Source organism: Microbispora sp. CA-102843, assembly GCF_050936215.1.
Lineage (GTDB): Bacteria > Actinomycetota > Actinomycetes > Streptosporangiales > Streptosporangiaceae > Microbispora.
In genome coordinates this window covers 6,267,620-6,290,922 of sequence record NZ_JBNJNF010000001.1, presented here as the reverse complement: position 1 = coordinate 6,290,922, position 23,303 = coordinate 6,267,620, and the positions used below count along the sequence as shown (strand labels likewise).

The 23,303-nt window shown below is 69.7% G+C and carries 17 protein-coding genes; 12 read left to right on the top strand and 5 right to left on the bottom strand.

The window, feature by feature from the left end; all coding sequences use genetic code 11:
• Positions 1-36: 36 nt before the first annotated feature.
• Both ACQEVJ_RS29090 and ACQEVJ_RS29085 read right to left on the bottom strand, forming a co-directional pair.
• Complete coding sequence (locus ACQEVJ_RS29090) at positions 37-747, bottom strand: ABC transporter ATP-binding protein (RefSeq protein ID WP_433106466.1); 711 nt, start codon at positions 745-747, stop codon at positions 37-39.
• Positions 748-749: 2 nt separating this feature from the next.
• Positions 750-1,964 carry an ABC transporter substrate-binding protein gene (locus ACQEVJ_RS29085; protein WP_433106464.1) on the bottom strand — a complete coding sequence of 405 codons (1,215 nt, stop codon included), beginning with the start codon at positions 1,962-1,964 and terminating at the stop codon, positions 750-752.
• Between the two features lie 172 nt (positions 1,965-2,136).
• Here ACQEVJ_RS29085 and ACQEVJ_RS29080 point away from each other — a divergent pair, with 172 nt between their 5' ends.
• From ACQEVJ_RS29080 to ACQEVJ_RS29055, 6 genes are read left to right on the top strand one after another with little or no spacing between them, the layout of a single operon-like run.
• Entirely contained in the window at positions 2,137-3,447 is a 1,311-nt protein-coding gene (locus tag ACQEVJ_RS29080) for a Rieske 2Fe-2S domain-containing protein (RefSeq protein ID WP_433106462.1), read from the top strand.
• Positions 3,444-5,696, top strand: coding sequence for a CoA transferase (locus ACQEVJ_RS29075; RefSeq protein WP_433106460.1), 2,253 nt, complete (start codon positions 3,444-3,446; stop codon positions 5,694-5,696). The genes ACQEVJ_RS29080 and ACQEVJ_RS29075 overlap by 4 nt, the downstream gene beginning before the upstream one ends.
• A gap of 18 nt (positions 5,697-5,714) precedes the next feature.
• Positions 5,715-6,572, top strand: coding sequence for an enoyl-CoA hydratase/isomerase family protein (locus ACQEVJ_RS29070; RefSeq protein WP_433106458.1), 858 nt, complete (start codon positions 5,715-5,717; stop codon positions 6,570-6,572).
• Between the two features lie 45 nt (positions 6,573-6,617).
• Positions 6,618-8,813: a CoA transferase gene (locus ACQEVJ_RS29065; protein ID WP_433106455.1), complete on the top strand. Its 2,196-nt coding sequence runs from the start codon at positions 6,618-6,620 to the stop codon at positions 8,811-8,813.
• 51 nt (positions 8,814-8,864) lie between these two features.
• Positions 8,865-10,049 carry an acyl-CoA dehydrogenase family protein gene (locus ACQEVJ_RS29060; protein WP_433106453.1) on the top strand — a complete coding sequence of 395 codons (1,185 nt, stop codon included), beginning with the start codon at positions 8,865-8,867 and terminating at the stop codon, positions 10,047-10,049.
• A gap of 42 nt (positions 10,050-10,091) precedes the next feature.
• The gene (locus ACQEVJ_RS29055; RefSeq protein WP_433106451.1) at positions 10,092-11,273 is read left to right on the top strand and encodes an epoxide hydrolase family protein; all 1,182 of its coding nucleotides are present in this window, start codon (positions 10,092-10,094) and stop codon (positions 11,271-11,273) included.
• A gap of 262 nt (positions 11,274-11,535) precedes the next feature.
• Here ACQEVJ_RS29055 and ACQEVJ_RS29050 read toward each other — a convergent pair whose 3' ends face one another.
• From ACQEVJ_RS29050 to ACQEVJ_RS29040, 3 genes are all read right to left on the bottom strand, one after another.
• On the bottom strand, positions 11,536-12,216 hold the full coding sequence (locus ACQEVJ_RS29050) for an LLM class flavin-dependent oxidoreductase (RefSeq protein WP_433113023.1): 681 nt from the start codon (positions 12,214-12,216) through the stop codon (positions 11,536-11,538).
• A 68-nt stretch (positions 12,217-12,284) separates the two neighbouring features.
• Positions 12,285-13,469 (bottom strand): ABC transporter substrate-binding protein, encoded by a 1,185-nt coding sequence (locus tag ACQEVJ_RS29045; protein WP_433106449.1) that lies wholly within the window; start codon positions 13,467-13,469, stop codon positions 12,285-12,287.
• A 127-nt stretch (positions 13,470-13,596) separates the two neighbouring features.
• Positions 13,597-14,208 (bottom strand): cysteine hydrolase family protein, encoded by a 612-nt coding sequence (locus ACQEVJ_RS29040; RefSeq protein ID WP_433106447.1) that lies wholly within the window; start codon positions 14,206-14,208, stop codon positions 13,597-13,599.
• Between the two features lie 394 nt (positions 14,209-14,602).
• On the opposite strand from ACQEVJ_RS29040, the gene ACQEVJ_RS29035 reads away from it, so the two are divergent.
• The 6 genes from ACQEVJ_RS29035 (at position 14,603) to ACQEVJ_RS29010 (ending at position 23,270) form a co-directional block, all read left to right on the top strand.
• A complete protein-coding gene (locus tag ACQEVJ_RS29035) occupies positions 14,603-16,048 on the top strand; it encodes an aldehyde dehydrogenase family protein (protein WP_433106445.1) in 1,446 nt (481 codons plus the stop codon).
• 799 nt (positions 16,049-16,847) lie between these two features.
• Complete coding sequence (locus ACQEVJ_RS29030; protein ID WP_433106443.1) at positions 16,848-18,953, top strand: acetate--CoA ligase family protein; 2,106 nt, start codon at positions 16,848-16,850, stop codon at positions 18,951-18,953.
• Positions 18,950-19,729: a citryl-CoA lyase gene (locus ACQEVJ_RS29025; RefSeq protein WP_433106441.1), complete on the top strand. Its 780-nt coding sequence runs from the start codon at positions 18,950-18,952 to the stop codon at positions 19,727-19,729. The genes ACQEVJ_RS29030 and ACQEVJ_RS29025 overlap by 4 nt, the downstream gene beginning before the upstream one ends.
• Positions 19,730-19,767: 38 nt before the next feature.
• Positions 19,768-21,117 carry a Rieske 2Fe-2S domain-containing protein gene (locus tag ACQEVJ_RS29020; RefSeq protein ID WP_433106439.1) on the top strand — a complete coding sequence of 450 codons (1,350 nt, stop codon included), beginning with the start codon at positions 19,768-19,770 and terminating at the stop codon, positions 21,115-21,117.
• A gap of 10 nt (positions 21,118-21,127) precedes the next feature.
• Positions 21,128-22,318: a Gfo/Idh/MocA family protein gene (locus tag ACQEVJ_RS29015; protein WP_433106437.1), complete on the top strand. Its 1,191-nt coding sequence runs from the start codon at positions 21,128-21,130 to the stop codon at positions 22,316-22,318.
• Complete coding sequence (locus ACQEVJ_RS29010; protein ID WP_433106435.1) at positions 22,302-23,270, top strand: PDR/VanB family oxidoreductase; 969 nt, start codon at positions 22,302-22,304, stop codon at positions 23,268-23,270. Before ACQEVJ_RS29015 ends, ACQEVJ_RS29010 begins: the two co-directional genes overlap by 17 nt.
• Positions 23,271-23,303: the final 33 nt, after the last annotated feature.

The window sequence follows — 23,303 nt, the reverse complement described above, 5'->3', positions numbered from 1 at the left end:
TCCGTTTCCGCTCAGCGGCCGCCGCCGCAGCGTCGCTCAGCCGGCCGAGCCGAGTCCGGCCAGGTACTCGCGTTCCAGCTGATCGGTGCCGATGCTTGCGTCGCCCGATCCGACCAGTTCGCCGTTGCGCAGCAGATACCAGCGGTCGGCCACGTCCAGGGCACGACGGGCCTCCTGCTCCACCAGCAGAACCGCGATGTCATGGGAGCGCACTGCCTGACGCAATACCGTGAACAGCCGCTCCACCACGATCGGGGCCAGCCCGAGTGACAGCTCGTCGACCAGCAGCGCCACCGGCCGGGCGGCCAGCGCCCGGGCCAGGGTCAGCATCTGCTGCTCGCCGCCCGACAGCAGGCCGGCGCGCCGGCCCAGCAGCGGCGCCAGCTCAGGGAAGATTTCCACTGCCGGCTCGACCCCGCCGCGGCCCAGCAACAGGTTGTCGCGAACCGACATGCTCGCCAGGACCGAGCGGTTCTCGGGGACGAAGGCCAGGCCCTGCCGTGCCAGCTGATGCAGTCGCGCCTGCGTGGGGCGGCCGAGCCAGTGCACCTGTCCGGCACTGCGCGGCAGCTCACCGACGAGAGACAACAGCGTGGTCGTCTTGCCGGCGCCGTTGGCGCCGAACAGGGCGACGATCTCCCCCCGGGCGACGTGCAGATCGATCCCGCGGATCGCTGGGAGATCGCCGTATCCGGCGCTGATCCCGCTCGCCTGCAGGACGATCTCCCGCTCGTGGTCGGCCGCCATGATCACGAACCGTCGGTCAGCGCGTTGAACGGGTCGATGGGGGTGTCCGACGTGACGACGAGGGCTCCGTTTTTGATCTCGGTGTTGAACACCGTGGGGTTGAAGAGCCGAGGAGTGTTCGCCATGGGCGCGGTCTTCCCCGTCGTGGTGTATGGACTGGTGATTCCGGTCTCGACCGGCTCGCTCAGGTTGCTCATCGCCGTGGACACCGACTCGGTGCCCACGCTGTCGAGCCGCTCGGCCACCTTCTGGAACAGGACGTAGGCACCCCAGACGAGTTCGGCGTTCTCGTCCTTCTTCACGGCGGGGTCGATCGCGTCCATCTCCTTGTCGAACTGGGCGATCGCCGGGTCGTCGCTCTGACTCAGCGGCCTGACCTGACTGGTCAGCAGGATGCCCTCCGCGTCGGCACCAAGGGCCTTGATCGTGCCTGCGGGGAAGAGACTCGTGCTGGAACTGATCTTGCCTTTGTAGCCCGCGCGACGGACCGCCTGCACCAGCTTGGGGATGTCGTTGGGTGGTACCGCGACGATCAGGCCGTCCGGGTTCCCCGCGATCGCCTGGGCCACACCGGCGCTCGGGTCCGATACGCCGCTGGCCACCGATGCTTCCGCGATGAGCTTCATCCCGGACCGGGGCACGGAATCCTTGATGACCTTGGTCGCGTAGGTGCAGGCCGGACTGTTGCAGGCGATCATGCCGATGGTCGTGCCGCCTGCCTGCTTCAGCTGGGCGACCGCTCCGGCATACCACCCCGGGACGCCTCCGGCCAACGGATACACGACCGGGCTGGCCATTTCCTGCTCGGTGAGCCCCAGGCTGCCCACAAAGGGGACCTTGGCGCGTTCGAGGACGGCGAAGGTGCCGGGGAAGGTGGTGTGGGCGCCGACGACCGCCGCGACCTTCTCCTGCTGGGCCTGGCGGGCGCAGCCCGCCTCGGTGTTCGGGTCGTAGTTGGTGTCGCAGAAGATCAGCTCCACGCGATGGCCCTTGATGCCGCCGGCGTCGTTGATCGCTTTCACCCGTGCCTCGGCCGCCGTCTTCACCTGCGGGAGAGAGATCTTCGGGTTGGCCAGCGACGCCCACGTCATGACCTTGATCGTCTCTTCGCCGGACGAGCCGGTCGTCTCACCGTCGGACCCGCACCCAGCGAGGGTGGCGACTGCGGTGGCGGCGGCTGCGATAGCGGCGGGGAGGGGTGACCGCAGAAGTTTCACAAGGGTCTCCTTTGCGAGATTTCGCACAGTTATACGGAGTATCGGAGGTGTGGTCAATACTTATGCAGGCAACCATGCGGGCGCGATCAAGCAGGCTGCTCTTGTCCGGTAGGTCGACATGCCGTAGGTTTTGACGAAATACCGGAAGTGTGGGATGTGCGAAAGGGGCCCCATGAACCCGATCGAGCAGAAGAAGTTGCTCATGGACGTCTCGGCCGGATCGCCCATGCACGACTTGATGCGCCGGTTCTGGTTGCCCGTATGCCTGACGCGTGATGTGGCCGAGCCGGACGGCGATCCGATGCGGCTCCGGGTGCTCGGGAACGACTACGTCGTCTTCCGCGACTCCCAGGGCCGTCTCGGGATCCTTGACGAGCTCTGCACGCATCGGAGCGCTTCGCTGTGCCTGGGCCGCAACGAGGAGGGCGGCCTGCGGTGCCTGTACCACGGATGGAAGTTCGCGGTCGACGGCACCGTCCTCGACACGCCCAATGTTCGGGACGACCGGTTCAAGCAGCGGGTACGCCAGCCCGCCTACGGAGTGCGCGAGGCGGGCGGCATCGTGTGGGGGTACTTCGGGCCACCGGAGGCCGAGCCCCCGCTGCCGCATTACCCGTTCTTCGATCTCCCTGAGGAGAACGTCGTCGTCGAGCTCGTCGTCGCGTCGGCGAACTACACCCGCGTGGTCGAGGGCCTGCTCGACTCCTCGCACACAGGTGTCCTGCACCAGGACGCGCTGAAGAAGCTCGGCGCCGGCAACGGTCCCGCGCCGACGCTCGGCGGCCGGACACGAGCGTCGACGGGCGCCGTCCTCGCCAAGAACCTCGCACCCGACATCGAGGTGCAGGAGGCCGACTTCGGCCTGCGTTATGCGGCGATCCGCACCGTCAAGAACGAGGACGGCACCGAGTCGCGTGCGGCTCGGATCACCAGCTACGCCTTCCCGACGACGATCTTCGTTCCGCCGGACTACCTCATGCAGATCACGCTGCCCGTCGACAACGACCGGTCACACTTTTTCATGATCTTCTGGGATCCCACGAGGCAGATCGGCGTGGGCGAGGCGCGCGACGAGCTGCGGGCCTACTACGGCATCGACGACATCGGCATGGACACGTGGGGTCTCGGCCGCGAGTTCCACGATCTGCCCGGCCGGCCCCGCAAGGAGAACAACTGGGGCCAGGACCGGGAGGCGATGCGGAACGGGAGCTTCACGGGGATGCATCGGTTCATCCCCGAGGACTTCGGGGTGGCCGCGTCGATGGGCGCGATGGACCGGTTCCCGATCGAGCACCTGGTTCCCGCCGACCTGGCGATCGCGCGATTCCGCCGCCGGCTCATCGACAACGCGCAGCGCGTGGCCAGGGGAGAGGAGCCGCTCGGCCTGAACTACACGCAGCAGCCCCGAGGGCACTACCTCGTGCTCGAGGAAGGCAGGTCGTGGAAGGACCACTTCGCGGAGGCAGACCGGAGCGGGGTGTGACCGTCGTCGGACGACGCCCCGTGCCCATCTCCCGGCTCCGGATCCTGGACGCCGGGAACGGGCTGCCGACGGCCGCCGCGGCGCGGCTGTTCCACGATTCCGGTGCGATCGTTCTCCGAGTCCGTCGCCCCGGACCGGATCCCTTCGCCGAGCTCTACCCGGCCCAGCCCTTGTGGGCCCGCGACTGGGCGGAGGTCGACCCCGCGGACGTGCCCGGCCTCCTGGACTCGATCGACGTCCTTCTCGTCGGCGGCGAAGACCACCCCGAGGCGGGTGCGGTGCCGCACCTCGGCGAACTGGACGTCCAGGTGCTGACCACCCGTCATCCACAGCTGGTCGTCGTCGAGGTCGGCGGCTACGTGCCCGGTACGGCAGGCGCCACCCCGGCCACCGACCTGCTGGTGCAGGCTCGCACCGGTTTCGTCTTCGAGCAGTTCAGCGACAGGCCGACCCAGGTGGCGTTCGCCCCGCCGCTGTACGGCGCCGCACTGCTCGCGACCATCGGTGCGTGGGCCGCGCTGCACCGGCGCCGTCGCAGTGGGCGCGGACAGCGGGTGCGGGTGACTCTGCAGCAGGGGTCGGCTTTGTTCTGGCCGCACCTGTGGCTCACCGCCGAGCGACCCGACGCGGCGTTCGACGCGGTCCCGCCGCGTGACGTCAAACACCTCGTCTTCCGATGCGCGGATGGCGGCTTCGTCCAGATCGTGCTGGGTGTGCCTCAGGCGGTGGCCAAGGTGCATCGCGTGCTCGGCATTCCGGGGCCCGTCGACCCCGACGACCGTGGCGCCCCCAGCCTGGCCCGGGGCGCCGAGAACTACTTCGCCGACCGCGAGGTGCTCGGCCGCTACATCGCCAAGTTTCCCCGGGACGAGCTCGTGGAGGCCTTCGCCGCGGTCGGCATCGCGGCCGAGCCGGTGCTGGCGCCGGGGGAGTGCCTGGGCGACCCCCAGGTGCGGGCGGCCGGTCTGGTCGCCGTCGACCCGGACGGGCATCAGTATCCCGCCGGCCCCGTCGGCCTCACGACCGTCGCTTCCGAAACCGCGGGGGTCGAGCTCGCCGGCACTGTCATGTCCTCCGTACCGGGTGACGACGCGCCGCCGCTGGCCGGGATCCGCATCCTCGACCTGGGGAACTGGGTGGCCGGGCCGTTCGCGTCCAAGCTGCTGGCGGACCTGGGTGCAGACGTGATCAAGATCGAGCCGCCGACCGGGCTGTCGAACCTGACGGGGCTGCGCAACACGCTGACCTCGAACCGGGGGAAACGCAGCATCGTCGTCGACATCAAGACGACGGAGGGACGCGAGCTCGTGCGGCGCCTGGCCACGACGGCCGACGCCGTACACCACAACTTCCGGCTCGGCGTCGCCGAGCGCCTGGGAGTGGACGCCGCCGCACTGCGGCAGGGCAGGCCCGACCTGGCGTACCTGCACACCACCGCGTACGGCGGAACCGGACCGCGGGCGGACCGCAGCGGGTTCGACATGGTGATGCAGGCGTTGTGCGGGCACGAGGTGCGCGCGGGCGGGGAAGGCGACGAGCCGCTCTGGTACCGCTCCCCGTTCGTCGACTACTGCACCGGAGCACTCGGTGCGATCGGGCTGCTCGCGGCGCTGTACGAGCGGGCCGAGACCGGGGCGGCGGTGGACGTGCACACGAGCCTGCTCGGCGCGGCGATGTTCCTGCGCGGCGAGCTGGTCCGCCGGCCGGACGGATCGATCGCCGGCGGGGCGGTGCTCGCCGCCGACCGGTGCGGTTTCCACCCCGCGCAGTCGCTGTACCGCGCCGCTGACGGGTGGATCGCCGTCGATGCCCGCGGTGAGCGGATGAGCGCAGCCCTGACGGCCGTGCTGGGCCTCGGCGATCTCGGCCCCAGTGCGCGCTGGGGTCCCGGCGATCACCGCGCCATCGGCGCCGCGATCGGCGGGCGGACCTGCGACGACGTGCTGAGCGCGCTGGCCGTCGCGGGAGTGTGGGCGACCCGCTGTGCGGGCGACGCCCTCGCCGCCATGCTGGCGGACGAGGCGGCCCGCCGGGCCCACCTGGTGATCAGCACTCCGGACCGGCGGTTCGGCCGGGTGACCGGTTGCTTCGGTCCGCTCATCGACTTCTCGGACTGGGCCCCCGACCCGGCGGCCTTCCGCCCCGCCCCCCTGTCCGGGGAGCACACGCGTGAGGTGCTCGCCGAGGCAGGCTTCTCCGACGACGAGCGCACCCGCCTGGAGCGCGATCGGATCGTGCTGAGCCTGTGACGCTCCTATCCATGACACATGACGATTGAGGATAAAAACGGCATGACCGCCTACAAGACCATCGAGTTCACTACGGACGGCCGCCTGGCCTACCTGAAGCTGAACCGGCCCGAGCGGCTCAACGCGCTCAGCGACACGCTGGAGTCCGAGATCCGCACCGCGCTGCTGGAGTTCGACCTCGACGACGACCTCTGGGTGCTGATCATCCATGGTGAGGGCAGGGCCTTCTGCGCCGGCCTCGACGTCAAGGAGCACAGTTCGTTCTCCTTCGGAGACGACGACGAGACCAGGCGGGCGAAGGCCCTGGAAGCGGTGCGCAACGGCCACGTCGGCGGCGCCCAGCACCTCCGGGGCACCGGCGGCGAGGGATGGCTCGGCCGCACCGCCAACTACAAGCCGGTGATCGCGGCCGTGCACGGGTACGTCCTCGGCGGTGGTGCGCACTTGGCCGCCGAGTGTGACCTCATCGTGGCCGCCGAGGACGCCGAGTTCGCCATCAGCGAGACCACCACGGGCATGTCCGGCTCACGGACCTGGGCCAAGATCAAGACCTTCATGCCGTCCAAGATGGCCTCGGAGATGCTCATCACCGGCCGCCGCATCAAGGCCGAGGAGCTCCACCGGCTCGGCCTGATCAATCGTCTGGTTCCCGCCGGCGAACACCTCAAGGCGGCCGAGGAACTGGCCCGCGAGGTGCTCAAGGCCCCGCCGCTGGCCACCCGTGACGCCGTCCGCGTCACTCGCAAGCAGTGGGTCCCGCTCGCCACCACGCTCGACGAGCAGATGCAGCTGTCCCGGCTCGACCTGACCGAGGACTTCCGCGAGGCGGGCCGAGCCTTCGCCGAGAAGCGCGCGCCGCAGTTCAAGGCCCGCTGAGAGCCTGCGAGCAACATCGGAATGAGCATCGAGGAGAGACCCGCCATGACGACCCCGCAGCCGGCTCACGGCCTGCGCGTCGTCGACCTCGGCGCGGGCATGGCCGCGGCGCTGCTGAGCACCTTGCTCGCCGACGGCGGCGCGGTCGTGCATCGCGTCGCCGCGCCCGGCGACGAGGTCTTCGACGATATCTACCCCGCCCACCGGGGCTGGCGGTCTGTGACCGTGCCCGCCGAAGCCGGCGATCTCGACGAACTGCTGGAGCAGGCGGACGTATGCCTGATCGGCGGTGAGGACCACCCCGCGGTCGCCACCCGGCGTGACGCCCAGTCCCTCGCCGCCCGGCACCCGCGGCTCGTCGTCGTACACCTGACGGGATACGTGGACGGGTACGCCCCCGAAGCGCCGGCCGTCGACCTGCTCGTGCAGGCCCGCACCGGGCTGGTCGCCGAGCAGTACAGCGACCGGCCGATGTACTTCGCCGTGCCCTTCCCCACGTACGGGCAGACCGTCCTGGCCGCGCTCGGTGCCTGGGCGGCGCTGCTGGACCGCGTGGACACCGGTCGCGGCCAGGTCGTCACGGCGTCGCTGCAGCAGGGTGCGGCGATGTTCATGATGCCGTTCTGGATGAAGGCCGAGCGCCCCGACGGGGAGTTCCACAAGGTCACGCCGAAGGACGTCCAGCACCTGACCTTCAAGTGCGCCGACGGGACCTACGTGCAGTTCGTCATGGGAGTTCCCTCCGCGGTCGCCAAGCTGTACCGCATTCTCGGCATCGACGAGCCGGTCGACCCCGCGGACCGCGGCATTCCCCGAATCGGTGCCTCGCCTGACACCTACTTCGGCAACCGCCCGCTGATCGCGCCAGCCGTGGCCCGGATGAACCGCGACGACATCCTGGCCGCCGCCGCCGAGATCGGGCTTCCCGCGGCCCCGGTCCTCGAACTCGGCGAGTTCTGGGACGACGAGCAGCTCGCCGCGAACCGGCTGCTGGTCGGCCGGGGGGGAGCGACCGGTGTCGGCAACGTGATCGGCCTCTCGGGGACGGCCCCTGTTCCCGAAGCCGAGCCCGATGAGCGGACCAGCAGGGCGCCGCTGGCCGGCATCACGGTCCTCGACTTCGGGTCCTACGTCGCGGGCCCCTTCGCCAGCCGGCTGCTCGCCGACCTGGGGGCCTCGGTCGTCAAGGTCGAGTCCCTCACCGGCGATCCGAACCGGGGGCTGCAGCGGCACTTCCTCGCCGCCCATGTGGGCAAGCGTGCCCTCGCCGTCGACGCGAAGTCGCCGGCCGGTGCGGAGGTGCTCAGGCGATTGCTCACCGGTGCCGACGTCGTCATGCACAACTTCCGCCCGAAAGCGGCCGAGCGGCTGGGCATCGATCCCGAGGCGGTGCGGGCGGTCAAGCCCGACGCGGTGACGCTGCAGAGCCTGGCGTTCGGGCCAAGCGGTCCCCGCGCCGACGCTCCCGGTTTCGACATGATCATCCAGGCGTTGATCGGTCTGCTGCGCCGCGCCGGCGGGCCCGCCGCGCCGCCGCTCTGGATCAGGACGCCCTACCTCGACTACGCCGGCGGGGCACTCGGCGCGGTCGCCGTGCTCATGTCCCTGTACGAGCGCCGTACGGCGGGCCGGGTCGGCGATCGGTGGCTCAGCCTGTTGAACGCCGGGATGTTCCTGCTGTCCGACCTGCAACGGGCGGCCGACGGCACCATGCGGGGAGCGCCCCCGCTGGACGTGGCCCGGCAGGGCGTCCATCCCGGTGAGCGGCTCTACCGCACCGACGACGGCTGGATCGCGGTGGCCGCGCGCACCGAAGAGGCCGCGCACGCGATGTGGCACATCCTGTTCCCAGGAGAGGAACCGCCGCCGCGCGCCGATTGGGACGACGCCGTCGCCGCGCGCTTCGACCAGCAGGCGTTCCGCTGGAAGAGCGAGGAACTCCTGGCCGCCCTCGCCGGGGCCGGCGTCTGGGCGGAGCTCTGCCGCACCGACGGCCTCGCCGAGCTGCTGGACAACCCGGCGTCGACCGCCGCGCATGTGCTGGTGGACCGTGTGGACGACCGGTACGGCCGGCTGACCGGTTGCTTCGGCCCGCTGGTCAACTTCTCCCGCACCGAGATTCCGGTGCACGACCAGCCCGGTGCGCCGGGCTTCGGCGCGCACACCAGGCAGCTCCTCGCCGAACTCGGCTACACCGAGGCCGAGATCGAGGAGCTTCTGCGCGCCGGCGTCGTTCGATGAAACCACCTGAACTGTCCGGCCTGATCCGGACGACTTGTGAGGAGCCCTGCCGTGACCGCTGACTTCGGACTGTTCGACCGCCCGCAGGTCGCAGCCGAGCTGGCCTATTACTCGCCGTTCAGCGAGGAAGAGGAGATGTACCGGCAGACCGTCCGGACGTTCCTCGACAAGGAGGTCGAGCCGACCTTCCATGAGCTGGGGACCGACAGCGAGTCGCGCCACGCCGCGTGGCGGGCGGCGGGCCGGGCCGGCATCCTCGGCGCCGCGATCCCCGAGGAGTACGGAGGGCCGGGCGGCACCGCGATCGCCAACGTCATCCTGTCCTACGAGATCGCCCGGTCGCACTGCTATGGCACGGTCGGCAGCCTGTTCTGCACCGACATGGCCACCGGTGCCCTGTTGGACGGCGGTTCGCCGGAACTGATCCGAGAGTGGGCGCCGAAGATCCTGTCCGGTGAGGCCATCCAGTCGATGGCCATAACCGAGCCGGACGCCGGCAGTGACGTCCTGGCCATGCGAGCCTTCGCCGAGCGGGACGGCGACGACTATGTGCTGTCCGGTCACAAGACCTTCATCACCAACGGGGACATCGCCGACATCCTCTACGTGGTGGCCAAAACCTCGAAGGAGCGGCGCGGCCGGAGCCTCACCCTTTTCCTGGTGGACCCGTCGATGGCCGGGGTGACCCGCCGCAAGCTGAAGACGACGGGATTCCCGGCCGGGAACACCGCCGAGCTGCACTTCGACCGTGTCCGCATTCCCGCGTCCAACGTGCTCGGCGGCGAGGGCGGCGCGATGCGGATCATGATGAGTTCGCTGGCGTTCGACCGGCTGCAGATCGGTTTCCGCGCGCTCGGCCAGGCGGAGCTGGCCTTCCAGATGACGCTGGACTACGTCAAGCAGCGTGAGGTGTTCCAGCGCCCCCTGTTCGACTTCCAGAACACCCAGTTCGCGCTGGCGACCATGAAGAGCGAGATCGAGGTCGGCCGGGCGTACCTGCACGAGATGGTGCGCAAGGTCCGCAGCGGGGTCGCCACCGCCACCGAGGGCTCGATCGGCAAGCTCTGGCTCTGCGAGATGTCCAACCGGGTCATCGACGGGTGCGTGCAGCTGTTCGGGGCCATGGGCTTCATGGACGAGACGCCGATCTCGCGCATCTACACGTCCAACCGTGTGCTGCGGATCTACGCCGGAACGTCCGAGATCATGAAGCAGAGCATCGCCAGGGACCTCTGAGGCGCCCTCACCGTCCCGCATCGAGTGAGAACAGGCATGCCTATGACATCAGCGGCAATGCGGCCGTTCCGTTTCACGTTCTCCGAGGAGGCCGTCGAGGATCTCCGGCGGCGGCTCGGGACGACCCGCTGGCCGGACGAGTTCGACGCGCCGGGCTGGTCCTACGGGACCGACCTCGGCTACCTGCGGGAGCTCGTCGGCTACTGGCGCGACAGTTTCGACTTCGCGGCGGCCGAGAGGCGATTGGGGGAGATCCCGCAGTACGTGGTGGATGTCGACGGCCTCGACGTGCACTTTCTGCACGCTCGCGCGGTCGGCGACGACGCGGTGCCACTGCTCGTGCTGCACGGCTGGCCCGGCTCGATCGTCGAGTTCCTGGACGCGATTCCCCGGCTCAACGAGCCGGAACGCTTCGGAGGCCGGGCGGAGGACGCCTTCCACGTGGTCGCGCCGTCGCTGCAGGGGTACGGCGGTTCCCCCGGGGCGACGGCTCCGGGAATGTCACCGCGTGCGATGGCCGGCCGCTTCGCACGGCTGATGGCCGAGCTGGGCTACGACCGTTACATCGTGCAGGGCGGGGACTGGGGCAGCCTCATCGCCCACCACCTCGCCGCGGATCACCCCGATCGCGTCCTCGGCCTGCACCTGAGCATCGCCCAGCCGGTGCCGCCGCCGGGCGAGGCCGACCCGATGTCGCTCGTGACCGAGCGGGAGAAGCCGTGGATGGAGGCGAACGCCCTGCACGCCGCGAACGGCCTGGGCTACTACGCGATCCAGAGCACGCGCCCGCAGACGGTGGCGTACGCGCTCACCGACTCGCCGGCCGGTTGGTGCGCATGGGTGCTCGACAAGTTCCACGTCTGGACCGACTGCGAGCGTGACGGCCGCCGGGACATCAGGAACGCGGTGTCGTGGGACGCGTTCCTCACCAACCTGTCGCTGTACTGGTTCACCGGCACGATCGCCTCGGCGGCCAGGCTCTACCGGGAGCAGACGCTCGCCCAGGCCCGCGGCGAGGGCGCGGCCGGGCCGGTCACCGTGCCGACCGGGGTGGTGATCTATCCAGGTGAGATCGTCAGGTCGCCGCGGGCGTGGATGGAACGGCGGTTCCCCGTCGTCCACTGGTACGAGGCGCCACGCGGCGGGCACTTCGCCGCGCTGGAGCAGCCGGAGATCTTCGCCGATGATCTCCGCCGATTCCACGCCGTGCTGACGGCCTCGTGACCAACAGCTCGCCCGGCCGGTTCTCTTGTGGGAACCGGCCGGGCGAGCGCCACGGACGCGTGTCGTTCACGCACCCGTGCTCGTGCGCAGCAGGGGATGACCTCCTGTGCGAAGCGGGTGGCGTTCTCTTCGTGCGGGTCCTGGCCCGGGCTCTTCGTGATGATCACGAGCCGGTCGAATCCGGCATCGATGATGGGCCGCAGCTTCTCCGCACACTGTTCGGGCGAGCCCACGACGGCGAATCGGTCGACGAAGTCGTCGCTCACCACGCCCTGGGGTAGAAGGTTCCTCCGCCGCTCCATCGTTCGCCATGGGTGCGGTACGCCTGGTTGAGCTCGGTCACCGCCCGTTCGACGATGGCGGTGTCCTCCGCGGCCAGGCCGTCCAGGCGCTTGCCGTGCAGGGCCGAGAAGCGTGATTGGGTCATCACCGCGCCTCGGATGTACTCGCGGGCCCGGGCCAGGTCGTCTCCGGTGCCGACGGCCACCTGCAGGTAGCAGCTCAGCAGGAAGGCCTCCCTGCTCAGCCCGGCTCCTGCCCTGGCCTTCCGTGCCTGCTCGACCAATTGCCGCAGCCGGGCCACGTCGGCGCCGACCGACAGCGACACCCCGTCCGCCAGCCGGGCGGCGATGTCGATCACGCGTGGCCCGGTGGCACTGATCTCGAGGATGGGTTTGGGCAAGTCCAGCGATGGATCGCGTTCGAACAACGACCGGATCGTGCTGGGGAAGCCCTCCAGGTCGACGGTCTCCCGTCGCAGATACCCTTGCAGGCGCTCGACGTAGCACTGAACTCGCGGACCCGCATGGGGTCTCGGCCCATCTGGTGCATCGCGCCGTCGCCACGGCCGAGGCTGAACACCGCCCGGCCTCCGGCGACCGCGTTGACGGTCGCCATCGCGGTGGGCAACCGCCCAGCCTCCAGAACTCCACCACGGTCGGATTCCTTATCGTCATGCCGGAAACGCCCGGGCCCCTGACTGGAGCCAGGGGCCCGGGCGGCTTCGCGGGGTCACCGAGTCTTCTGGCCGACCTTCAGCGCGTCGACGAACCGGCGGTCGATGATCTGGCCGGCCGTCAGCGGGGTGGTGTAGGACAGCGCGTCCGTCTCGAGATACCAACTCTGGTAGGAGGCGATCTCCTCGGGCACTCCGTCGAGGTCCGTCCCGAACTTGTTCGGCTCGAGCGTGCGGACGACGTTCGCCTCTGTGCCCGAGCCCGCGGCCAGGGCGCTCACGACCTTCTCGTCGGCCCGGAAATCACCCTGCAGGTAGGTCTGCGTCGTCCGGGCGAGGGCACGGACGAATGCCAGGCCGACGTCGGGGTTCTGGGTGCGCAGCGAATCCGAGAACCAGTAGTAGACGCTCGGCCTACTGGAGATCAGGCCCGGCATGATCTCGCAGCATCCGCTCTTGATGATGACGTCGTTGAACGGGTTGGAGATGTACCCGACGTCGATGGCGCCGCGCTCCAGCGCGCCGGCGATGTCCGCACCGGCGAGGTTCTCGAACGTGACGTCGTCCGGCTTGAGGTCCACGCCCTCGGCGCGGACTTTCTCGAAGAACAGGCCCATCGCACCGGAGGCCTTCCCGGTGGGCACCCCCAGGGTGACGCCCTTGACGTCCGCCGCGTCGAACTTGCCGTTCGGCCCGAGGGCCTTCTTGTTGATGTACCAGCCCTGCGTGCTGTCCTCCTGGCGTCCGCCTCCCGGAAAGACCACCCGTGCTCCGGCACCTCCGGAGATCAGGTTGAGCACGCCGGGAGTCGGAATGGTGACGGCCACGTCGAGGCGCCCCTGGCTGAGCAGGACATGGGCGTCCTGAGCGGGGAGCACCTGAACGTCGGCGGTCAAATTCTCCTTCTTGAACTCGCCGAGGCCGTTCGCCGCGAAGACCGCGCCGTACGACAGAGCGCCGCTGGTCACCGCGACCCGCACCGTCTTCGGTTCCTTCAGCGGCACCGGAGCCAGCGGGTCCGCCGTATCGACCGAGGGGAACGCGGCGGCGGCCCTGCCGTCATCGGCGCCTCTGCCTCCGCCTCCGCCACAGGCGGTGGCGAACAGTGCCGCGATCAGCGATACCGCGATGGCGGGCAGCAGGCTGCGGGAGCGGGTCCTGCTCGACGCGCGGGACGGGTGAGCACGGACACGACCCCCGGCGGGCTCGCCCCACAGGCGAAGCGAATCGCTGACCGGCATGACGGACGCACCTTTCTCGATGCTGATCTGATGTCGCTGGTCCCGTCGCTGCTGCTGGACCGGGTCGGCGGCGCGACGACGCCTCGGCGGTCACGGCGGCGTTCTCGCCACATGGGACGTGCGCGATTCAGGGCGCAGGGAACAGATCGAGTCCGAAGTCCCGGACTCTGGCGAGGCCGTAGTCGGTCAGCCCCGCGAACGACGCCGCCTGGTCCGCCGCCGAGGCGGTGGTACAGCAGTCCGCGAGCACGGTCACGTCGAAGTCCCGCATGGCCGCGGAGCGTGTTGTGGTCTCGACGCACGCGTTGGTGACGACGCCCCCGATCGCCAGGCGGCTCACGGACAGTCCGCGCAGCAGGACCTCCAGCGAGGTGTTGTAGAAGGCGTCCATGCGAGGCTTGTCGACAAACAGGGCGTTGTCGACCGGGAGTTCATCCACGATCGCGTAGTCCCAGCTTCCTTCGATGAGCGCGTCGTCGGAGGCCAGCGGGTAGTTCTTCGGCGACTGGCGCCCGGCGTCCACGTAGTCGGGCCGGTAGCACTGCCGGGTGAAGATGACCGGGACGCCGGCGGCTTTGGCGGCCTCGATCGCCCTGCGGTTGGCGTTCACGGTCGCCTCGATCTCGATCAGCGGTGCGCCCTTGGCTCGGTACAGCGCCCCCTTCGGGTGGAGGAAGCTGTTCTGCATGTCGATGACGAGCAACGCGTCGGCAACCCAGCGGTCTTCGTGCTCTGACATGTCGTCTCCAATCGGAGAGGGCGTGCTGATAATCAGCAGGATCCCTTGTCGCGAAGTTTCGTGAAAGTATGCGGATTCTCGTTGTGGTCGGTCAATAGGGCATGGTGTCGCTCGGGCCAGTGGAGGCTCATGAGGGGCACGCCTCCACCCGCGCACCCTTGCTGGGAACAACGGTGTGCCGTAGGGTATGACGAAATAGCGATAGAGCTCGGAACGCTGCCGCGGCCGGTGACCCCGGTCGGGGCAGCGATCACGGGGGCGTCGAATCGCCGTGCGGGCTCGCGCTCCGGCGTGCGATGCGGCAGCTCGCGGACGGCGGTTCCCGGGGCGGGGAGCCGGTCGCGGGTGGAGCTTGGCCCCTCAGTGGAAATATCGGGTGTTAGGGAGTAGCCAAGTGGACCCGGTGAACGTAGACCTCGTCACTCCTGTGAAGCTGTCGGCCGACGGGGTCGTCAACGTGTACAACCCCGCATGCACTGATGAGGTGGTCGGCACCATCCCGCGAATGTCGGCCGGAGATGTGGATGCAGTCGTCCGCGCGGCCGGCGACGCGCAGCGTGGGTGGGCGGCGCTGTCGCCGGCGCGCCGCTTCGAAATGATCATAAGTGCCGTGACCTCCCTGGACATCACGGACGCCGACCGCCTGCTCACCCGCGAGCACGGCAAGGCGCTCGCCGACTCCACGCGGGAGCTGAAGTATCTCGACTACCCGGTGAAGTTCCTCGAAGAGCACCTGACCTGGCTCGCCGAGGGCGACGACCTGGGTGACTCGGGCATGCACCGCACGCGGGTCTACCACGACCCGTTCGGGGTGATCGGCATCCTCACGCCGTGGAACGTGCCCATCGGCATGAGCGTCATCACCATCGCCCCGGCGCTGCTGGCGGGCAACTCCGTGGTCGCCCACGTGCCGGTGACCGCGCCACTGACGGTCATGAAGCTCTTCGGGCAGCTCGCCGCCGCGCTTCCGCCCGGCGTGCTGTCCCTGATCTCCTCGCCCGACACGAAGGTGGCCCAGGCGCTGGTGGAACATCCGCTGGTGCGCCACGTTCACTTCACCGGTAGTCCGGCCATCGGCACGCTGGTCGCCCAGGAGGCGGCGCCGACGAACACGACGATCACCCTTGAGCTCGGCGGCAACGATCCCGCCATCGTGCTCGACGACGCTCTGACGGATCCGGCGATCTATCAGCGCCTGGTCGCGGCGGCGTTCCCCTTCGGCGGGCAGGCGTGCATCGCGCTGAAGCGGCTGTACGTCCCGGCGGCACGCATCGGCGAGGTGGCCGAGGGGCTGGGGGCGGTGCTCGCCCCCACCGTCGTCGGCGACGGGCTCCGGCCCGAGGTGACCATGGGCCCGCTGCACACCGCGGCCATCCGCGCCCGGGTGTCACGCCTGATCGAGGAGGCTCGGGCGGCGGGGGCCCGGGTGGACGAGTACGGCACCCTCGCCGCGGATCCGGAGAAGGGCCACTTCCTCCTTCCCTCGATCGTGTCCGGCGTGACCAGCGCGTCCTCGGTGGTGCGCGAGGAGCAGTTCGGGCCCGTCCTTCCTGTGATCGGGTACGAATCGCTGGACGAGGCGGTCGGGATGGCCAACGACTCCGAGTTCGGCCTGGGCAGTTCGGTGTGGTCGAGTGATGTGGACCGGGCCGTCGCGCTGGCTCGCCGGATCGAGGCGGGCATGACCTGGATAAACACACACGGCGGCGGCGGCATCGACGGCCGGGCGCCGTGGGGCGGTGTGAAGCAGAGCAGCGTTGGCCGTGGTGGTGCCAACCGGGCCGGGCTTGAGGGCTTCACCGAGGCCCACGTGGTCACCGTCCCCAGCGCGTCGCGCTGAGACGCCGAGTCGAGATCGGCGGCCAGTCGCGATCAGGACCTGAGATCACCGGCGAAACCGGTTGAAGCAGGTCGGAGATGACTCCTGGGCGGTCATCGAGCCATTGCTGTACCGGAGACAGCGGCGTCCTGCCGACCGGGACGGATGGCTCGATGGCCGCCCTTGTCGTCATTCAGGCGACCGACCCCCGACGGTCTCGCCGCCACCTCGTGTTCTCCGCAGGGAAACGGGGTGAGAACCCGTGTCACCGCTCCGGACGAATTGCGGCATTTCGTGTAGCATCACGAAGAGCCGGAGAAAGTGCCCCCTTTGAGGTTGTGGGTGCCGGTAGGGGTCATGCCGGCTCCGTCGTGGTCTCCGATGGCGGCGCGCGATAGCGGGGTGGAGGTCCCGAGCGTTTCGCGAGGTCTGATCCCAGGCCGTCGTCGGCCCAATACGCATGGCTCTGGATGTCGAGGTGAAGCTCCCATGACCGACCGCACCCCATTCCACGACCCTTCGAGCGGGCCCATCCCGCCGCTGGCGACCAGTTGCGAGCACTGTCTGACCGTCACATGGGCGGGGCGGCCGGCGTGTTCCTGCGAGTTCGGGCGGTGCGCGACGGATGAGGAGCTGGCCTGGCGGCTTCGCCTCGGTGTCCCGGAGTCCGGCGAAGCGGCCGGCTGAGGTGGCCCCCGATCCATCGTTGCCAGATGGCTACGATATCTCGTAGCATTTGACGAAATAGCACGATTGAGAAGCGAGGCGTCGCATGGGTTCACCCAGCAAGAAGGCGACTGTGGGTCCGGGTTCATTGGACTTGTCCCGGCTCGTGGACCCCGAGTCCGTCGCGATCATCGGAGCGTCGGACCGGCCGGGCAGCCTCGGCGCTCGTACCGTCGCCAACCTGCTCGATCACTCGAACTTCACCGGCAGGCCGTACCTCGTCAGCCGCACGAAGAAGACGATCCACGGCCTGCCCTGCCACACGAGCGTGCTGGAGTTGCCCGAGACGCCGGAAGTGGCCCTGCTGGTCGTGCCGGCCGCACAGGCGCTCACCGTGCTGAACGAGTGCGCCGAGAAAGGGGTCCGCTTCGCCATCGTCTTCACCTCTGGTTTCGGGGAGATGGGCGAGGAGGGCAAGCGGGCCGAGGCGGAGATGGCCCGTATCGGCAGGGAAGCCGGCATGCGCATCTACGGTCCCAACTCACCGGGCCTGTGCAATCTGAACAAGCGCATCGGCTTCATGTTCTCCCCGTCCTTCCACCTCGACCAGCGTCCCGGGCCCATCGGGCTGGCCACACAGGGCGGCGGGATCGGCCGGTGCTTCCTGCAGGCCATGGAGCGCGGCGTCGGCGTCGGCCTGTGGGCGTCCACGGGTAACGAGGTCGACCTGACAGTGGCCGACTTCGTCCGCTACTACGCCGACGCCGACGACATCAGCGTGATCGCGACCACGATGGAAGGGATCAAGAACGGTCCCGCCTTCGTCGACGCCGCGCTGTACGCCGCGGAACGCGGCAAGCCCGTCATCGCGCTGAAGGTCGGCCGGTCCGACTACGGTGCCAGGGCCGTCGCCTCCCACACCGGTTCGCTGTCCGGTGCCGCCGAGGTCAACAGCGCGGTCTTCAAGCAGGTCGGGATCGTCGAGGTCGACGACATGGACGAGCTCATCGACACCGCCGCGCTGTTCACCCGCAAGCGGCCCACCGGCCGCGAGAAGGTCGCGGTGTACGGATTCTCCGGTGGCGGGTGCGCCATGACCGCCGACGCCATCGGCAGCGTAGGGCTCGAACTGGCGGAGTTCTCGGAGAAGACGCACACCCGGCTGAGGGAGACGCTCCCGGACTACGCCGCGGTGGGCAACCCGGTCGACGCCACGTCGGACATCCTCTCCCGGCCGGAGATCGGCCACGAGAGCCTTCGCGCGGTCGCCGACGACCCCGACGTGGGCGTCGTGCTGTACCCGTTCCCCTGTGACTACGAGGAACTGACCGGGCAGATCGGCGCGTCGATCGCCGCCGTCCAGCGCGAAACCGAAACGCCGATCCTGACGGTGTGGATGAGCGACCGGCTCGGCGCCGGCTACACCGAGCTCGTCGAAGGCGGACTGGTGCCGGTGCGCAGCGTCCGCAACGGCACCAAGGCGCTGCGGCGATGGGTCGAGCGCGGCCGATGGAGCCCGGATACCGGGTGGCGCCCGATCGGCACCGCTGCGTCCGGCGGTGAGGAGTCCGGCGGCGAGCGCGTGACGCACACCGAGCCCGAGGCCAAGGAACTGCTCGCCCGTCACGGCGTGGCCGTGCCCGGCTCCGGCATCGCCCGTACCGCTGACGAGGCCGTGGCCGTCGCCGAGCGCGTCGGCTACCCCGTCGTCCTCAAGGTGGTCAGCGCGGAGATCACGCACAAGACCGATGTCGGTGGTGTCGCCGTCGGCCTCGCGGACGCCGGCCAGGTTCGCGCCGGCTTCGAGCGGGTCCGTCAGTCGGTCACGGCCGCGCGCCCCGACGTGGAGTTCGACGGGGTCCTGGTGGAGGCCATGGCCCCGGCCGGCCTCGACGTGCTCGTGGGAGTCTCCAGGGACCCGGTGTTCGGTCCGGTCATGACCTTCGGCCTGGGCGGAGTCCTCGTGGAGTTGTTCCAGGACGTCTCGCGCCGCCTGCTGCCGCTGACGCCGGAGCAGGCGCGGGCACTCGTCGAGGAGCCGCGCTGCGCGGCCCTGCTGCGTGGAGTGCGCGGGGGCGCCGCCTCCGACGTGGACGCCCTGGTCGACCTGCTTGTCGGAGTGTCCCGCTTCGTCGAGGCGAACGGCGATGCGGTGGAGGAGCTCGAACTGAACCCGGTCCGGGTCCTGCCCGCCGGCCAGGGCGTCGTCGCCCTGGACGCCGTGCTGGTCACGTCCGGGCCGCTGGAGGGAGCGAAGTGATCAAGACTGAGATCGGCCAGACGACGCCGGACCGCATCACCGTCCGGGGCCACGACCTGGCGAACGAGTTGATCGGGCAGATCGACTTCGTCGACATGCTCCTGCTCGTCACCATCGGGCGGCGGTGCCAGGGCAACGAGAAGGACATGCTCAACACGATCCTGGTGACCGTCACCGATCACGGCCTCACGCCGAGCGCGCTCGCCGCGCGGTTGACGTTCCTGGGTGCTCCCGAGGCGCCGCAGGCCGCGGTGGCGGCCGGCCTGCTCGGTGCGGGCAGCGTCTTCCTCGGCGCCATGCAGAATGCGGCCGTGATGCTGCGTGAGGCGGGCCGGGACCTCACCGAGGAGAGCTCCGACGACGAGGTCGCGACGGTGGCGACGACATTCGTCAAGGAGCGCCGGGCCGCGCGCCTCCCTCTGTACGGCCTGGGTCACAACATCCACGTCGACGGCGACCCGCGGATCCCGGCGCTGCGCGCGGTGTCGGAGCGGAACGGCTACTTCGGCCGTTACTGGCGGCTGCTGCTGGCCATGGACGACGCGACCCGCGGCGTCTACTCCCGCAGGCTGCCCGCCAACACCGCCGGAGCGGTCGGCGCGATGGTCCTGAGCATGGACCTGCCGCTGCATCTCGCGCGTGGGCTGGCCCTGGTCGGCAGGTGCGCGGGACTGCTCGGGCACCTCATCGAGGACGAGCAGTCCCCGATCGGACAGGAGCTGTGGGATCTCGTGCTGCGGCAGGACGAAAGGAACGCGTTGCCGGGCGACCGGTGACGTACGGGCGGGCCGGTGAGTTTGGGTGGAGGACCATCATGTTGCGTACTGATTTGAACGAGGCCCTGTCACGGGTGGGCCGGGGCACGCCGATGGGCGAGCTGTTCCGCCGGTTCTGGCTGCCGGCGGTGCTGACCTCGGAGATTGCCGAACCGGACTGCCCTCCGGTACGCCTGCGCATCCTGGGGGAGGACCTGGTCGCCTTCCGGGACACCCGGGGCCGGGTCGGCATCGTGGCGGCCTACTGCTCCCACCGCCTCGCGCCGTTGTTCTTCGGAAGGAACGAGGACTGCGGGCTCCGCTGCGCCTACCACGGCTGGAAGTTCGACGTGGAGGGCAACTGCCTGGAAACCCCCAACGTACCGGCCGGCGCCCCCGACATCCGCAAGAACGTGGGCATCACCGCCTACCCCGTGCACGAGACCGCGGGTGTCGTGTGGATCTACATGGGGCCGAAGGAACTCCAGCCGCCGTTCCCGGAGCTCGAGTACACCAATGTGCCCGACGACCACGTGTTCGCCGCCCGATGGCTGCAGCGCACCAACTGGTCGCAGGGGCTCGAGGGCGAGATCGACAGCTCGCACATCAGCTGGCTGCACCGTGACTTCGACAGGGAGAACACGAAGCAGAAGGCGGCCGGCGCACAGATGTCCGCGGACGCGGCGCCCCACATCGAGCTGCGCCAGACCGACTACGGGCTGGTCTACGGCGCCCGGCGCGAGTACGAGGGGCAGTACCAGTGGCGGGTCACGCAGTTCATCCTGCCCATGTTCAGCCTCATCCCCAGGGCCCCGGGTGACTTCGTCGCGGGCGGCGGGCGCGCCTGGGTCCCGATCGACGACAACCACACCACCGTCTTCACCTTCGGCTACCGGGTCGACCACCCCATCCCGCAGGACGAGCTCGACAGCTACTACCTGAGCGGCGCACTGTTCCCGCCGCGGATGGAGCGCGGCCGGTACACGCTCCCGGACGGCTATGCGATCGACACGTGGCTCCCGGTCGCGAACAAGGAGAACGACTACCTGCTCGACCGGGAGATGCAGCGGACCAAGAACTTCACCGGCATCTGGGGCGTGCACGACCAGGACCGGGCGCTGGCCGAGAACTCCCGCAGCATCGGCGGCGGCGACCCCGGGATCATCGACCGGGCCGCCGAGCACCTGGTGAGCTCGGACCGGGCCGTGGTCGCCGCCCGGCGGATGCTCGTCAACCTCACCGACGCCCTGCGGAAGGGGGCTGAGCCCGCCATCGTCGCCAGCCCCGAGGCGTTCGGCGTGCGCGCGATCAGCAAGATCAGCCCGATCGCGACCTTCGACGAGTTCATGGCGGCCTACGGCGCCGAGACACAGGCGACCGGCGTCCACGAGCCGGTCCCCGTCGAGTGAGGGGCCGGAGATGAGCGAGCGCACGCTCGGCCTCGGGCTGATCGGGCTCGGCCTCGCCGGGGGCGTGATGGCCGCGGCCGCGCGTACCCACCCCGGCATCCGCGTGGCAGCCGCCGCCGAGCCCGACCCGGAGCTGCGGCAGCGGTTCGAGAAGGCGGAAGGAGCACCGGCCCACGCCGACATCGACGGTGTCCTGGCCCGGGCCGATGTCGACGCGGTCTACGTGGCCACGCCGCATCAGCTGCACCGCGCGCATGCCGTGGCCGCGGCGGAAGCGGGCAAGCACGTCATCGTCGAAAAGCCCATGGCGCTCAGCGTCGCCGACTGCGACGCCATGATCGAGGCGGCGGCCTCCAACGGCGTCGTGCTGATCGTCGGCCACACGCACGGCTTCGACCCCGCGATCACCATGATCCGTGACCTGGTCGCCTCGGGCGCCTACGGGCCGCTCGGCATGATCGCCATGTGGAACTACACCGACTTCCTCTACCGTCCCCGCCGGCCTGAGGAGCTGGACAGCGCTCGCGGCGGCGGCATCCTCTACAACCAGATTCCCCATCAGATCGACATCGCTCGCACCATCGCCGACCGGCCGGTGCGGTCGGTACGCGCGAGCGCGGCGGTGCTCGACCCGGCACGTCCCACCGAAGGCGCCTGCGCGGCGCTCGTCGAGTTCGCCGGTCGGGGGACGGCGAACCTGGTGTACAGCGGTTACGACCACTTCGACAGCGACGAGCTGCACGGCTGGATCGCCGAGGGCGGGTCGCCGAAGACGCCGGCTCACGGCGCGGCGCGGCGGAGGCTGGGCGGCCTCACTCCGGCCGAGGAGCGGCGGGCGCGCACCAGTGACTTCGGGTACGGTGCCCGATCGCCGCTGCCGCCGCCGCATCAGCCGCATTTCGGTGAGCTGGTCGTCACCTGCGCCGGGGCCGACCTCCGCTGCGGCCCGGACGGTGTGATCGCCTACACCGACGAGGGAGTCGAACTGCTGCCCCTCCCCGGCAGGCCGTGGTGGCCGGGCCGAGGGGACGTCCTGCAGGAGCTCGTGGACGCCGTCGTGCATGGACGCGCCGCGTTCCACGACGGTGAGTTCGGGCGGGAGACCGTCCGGACATGTCTGGCCATCGCCGAATCCGCCCGCGACCGACGCGAGGTGTTTCTCAGTGCACCGGAGGTAGCACATCATGTCCCAGTCCGCTGAGAATCTGACGGTCCGTGTACAGGCGGTTCGCTGGGAAGCCGACTCGGTCTTCTCCTACGAGTTCCGCCGTCCGGACGGTGCGCCGCTTCCGCCGTTCACCGCCGGCGCGCACATCGATCTCCACCTGGGCAACGGGTTCGTCCGCAGCTACTCGCTCTGTGGCGACCAGGGCGAGCGGCACCGCTACGTGGTCGCGGTCAACCGCGACGCGAACAGCCGCGGAGGGTCGGCGTGGATCCACGACAACCTGCAGGTGGGGCGGCTGCTGGAGATATCCACGCCGCTGAACAACTTCGCCCTGGCGGAGGACACCGAGCGCAGCGTGCTCATCGCCGGCGGCGTCGGCATCACGCCGATCCTCAGCATGGTGCGGCGGCTCAGTGCCCTCGGCCGGGACTGGACCCTGTACCTGGCGGCGCGGACCCGTGGACAGGCCGCGTTCCTCGACGAACTCACGCGTCTGGCCGGTGACCGGCCGGACCGGGTGCGCCTCCACGTCGACGACGAGAACGACGGCGAGCTTCTCGACATCGAGGCCGTGCTTGCCGAGGTGGACGACGCCACCCATGTCTACTGCTGTGGTCCGCTGCCGATGCTCGACACGTTCGAGAAGGCCGCCGCCGGGGTGCCGGCGGAGCGGCGCCACGTCGAATACTTCGCCGCCAAGGACGCGCCGGCCACGGAGGGCGGCTTCCAGGTCGAGCTGACCCGAAGCGGGAAGACGCTCGCGGTCCCTCAAGGGGCCACCATCCTCGACACGCTGCTCGACGCCGGTGTGGACGTCTCGTACTCGTGCACCGAGGGCGTGTGCGGCACCTGCGAGACCCGCGTGATCAGCGGTGTTCCCGATCACCGGGACCTGGTCCTCACCGACCAGGAGAAGGAATCTAACGAGATCATGATGATCTGCTGCTCCGGAAGCAAGAGCGCCCGGCTGGTGCTGGAACTCTGAGCCGTCGGCCGCAGGTGAACAAGGGAGGAACGA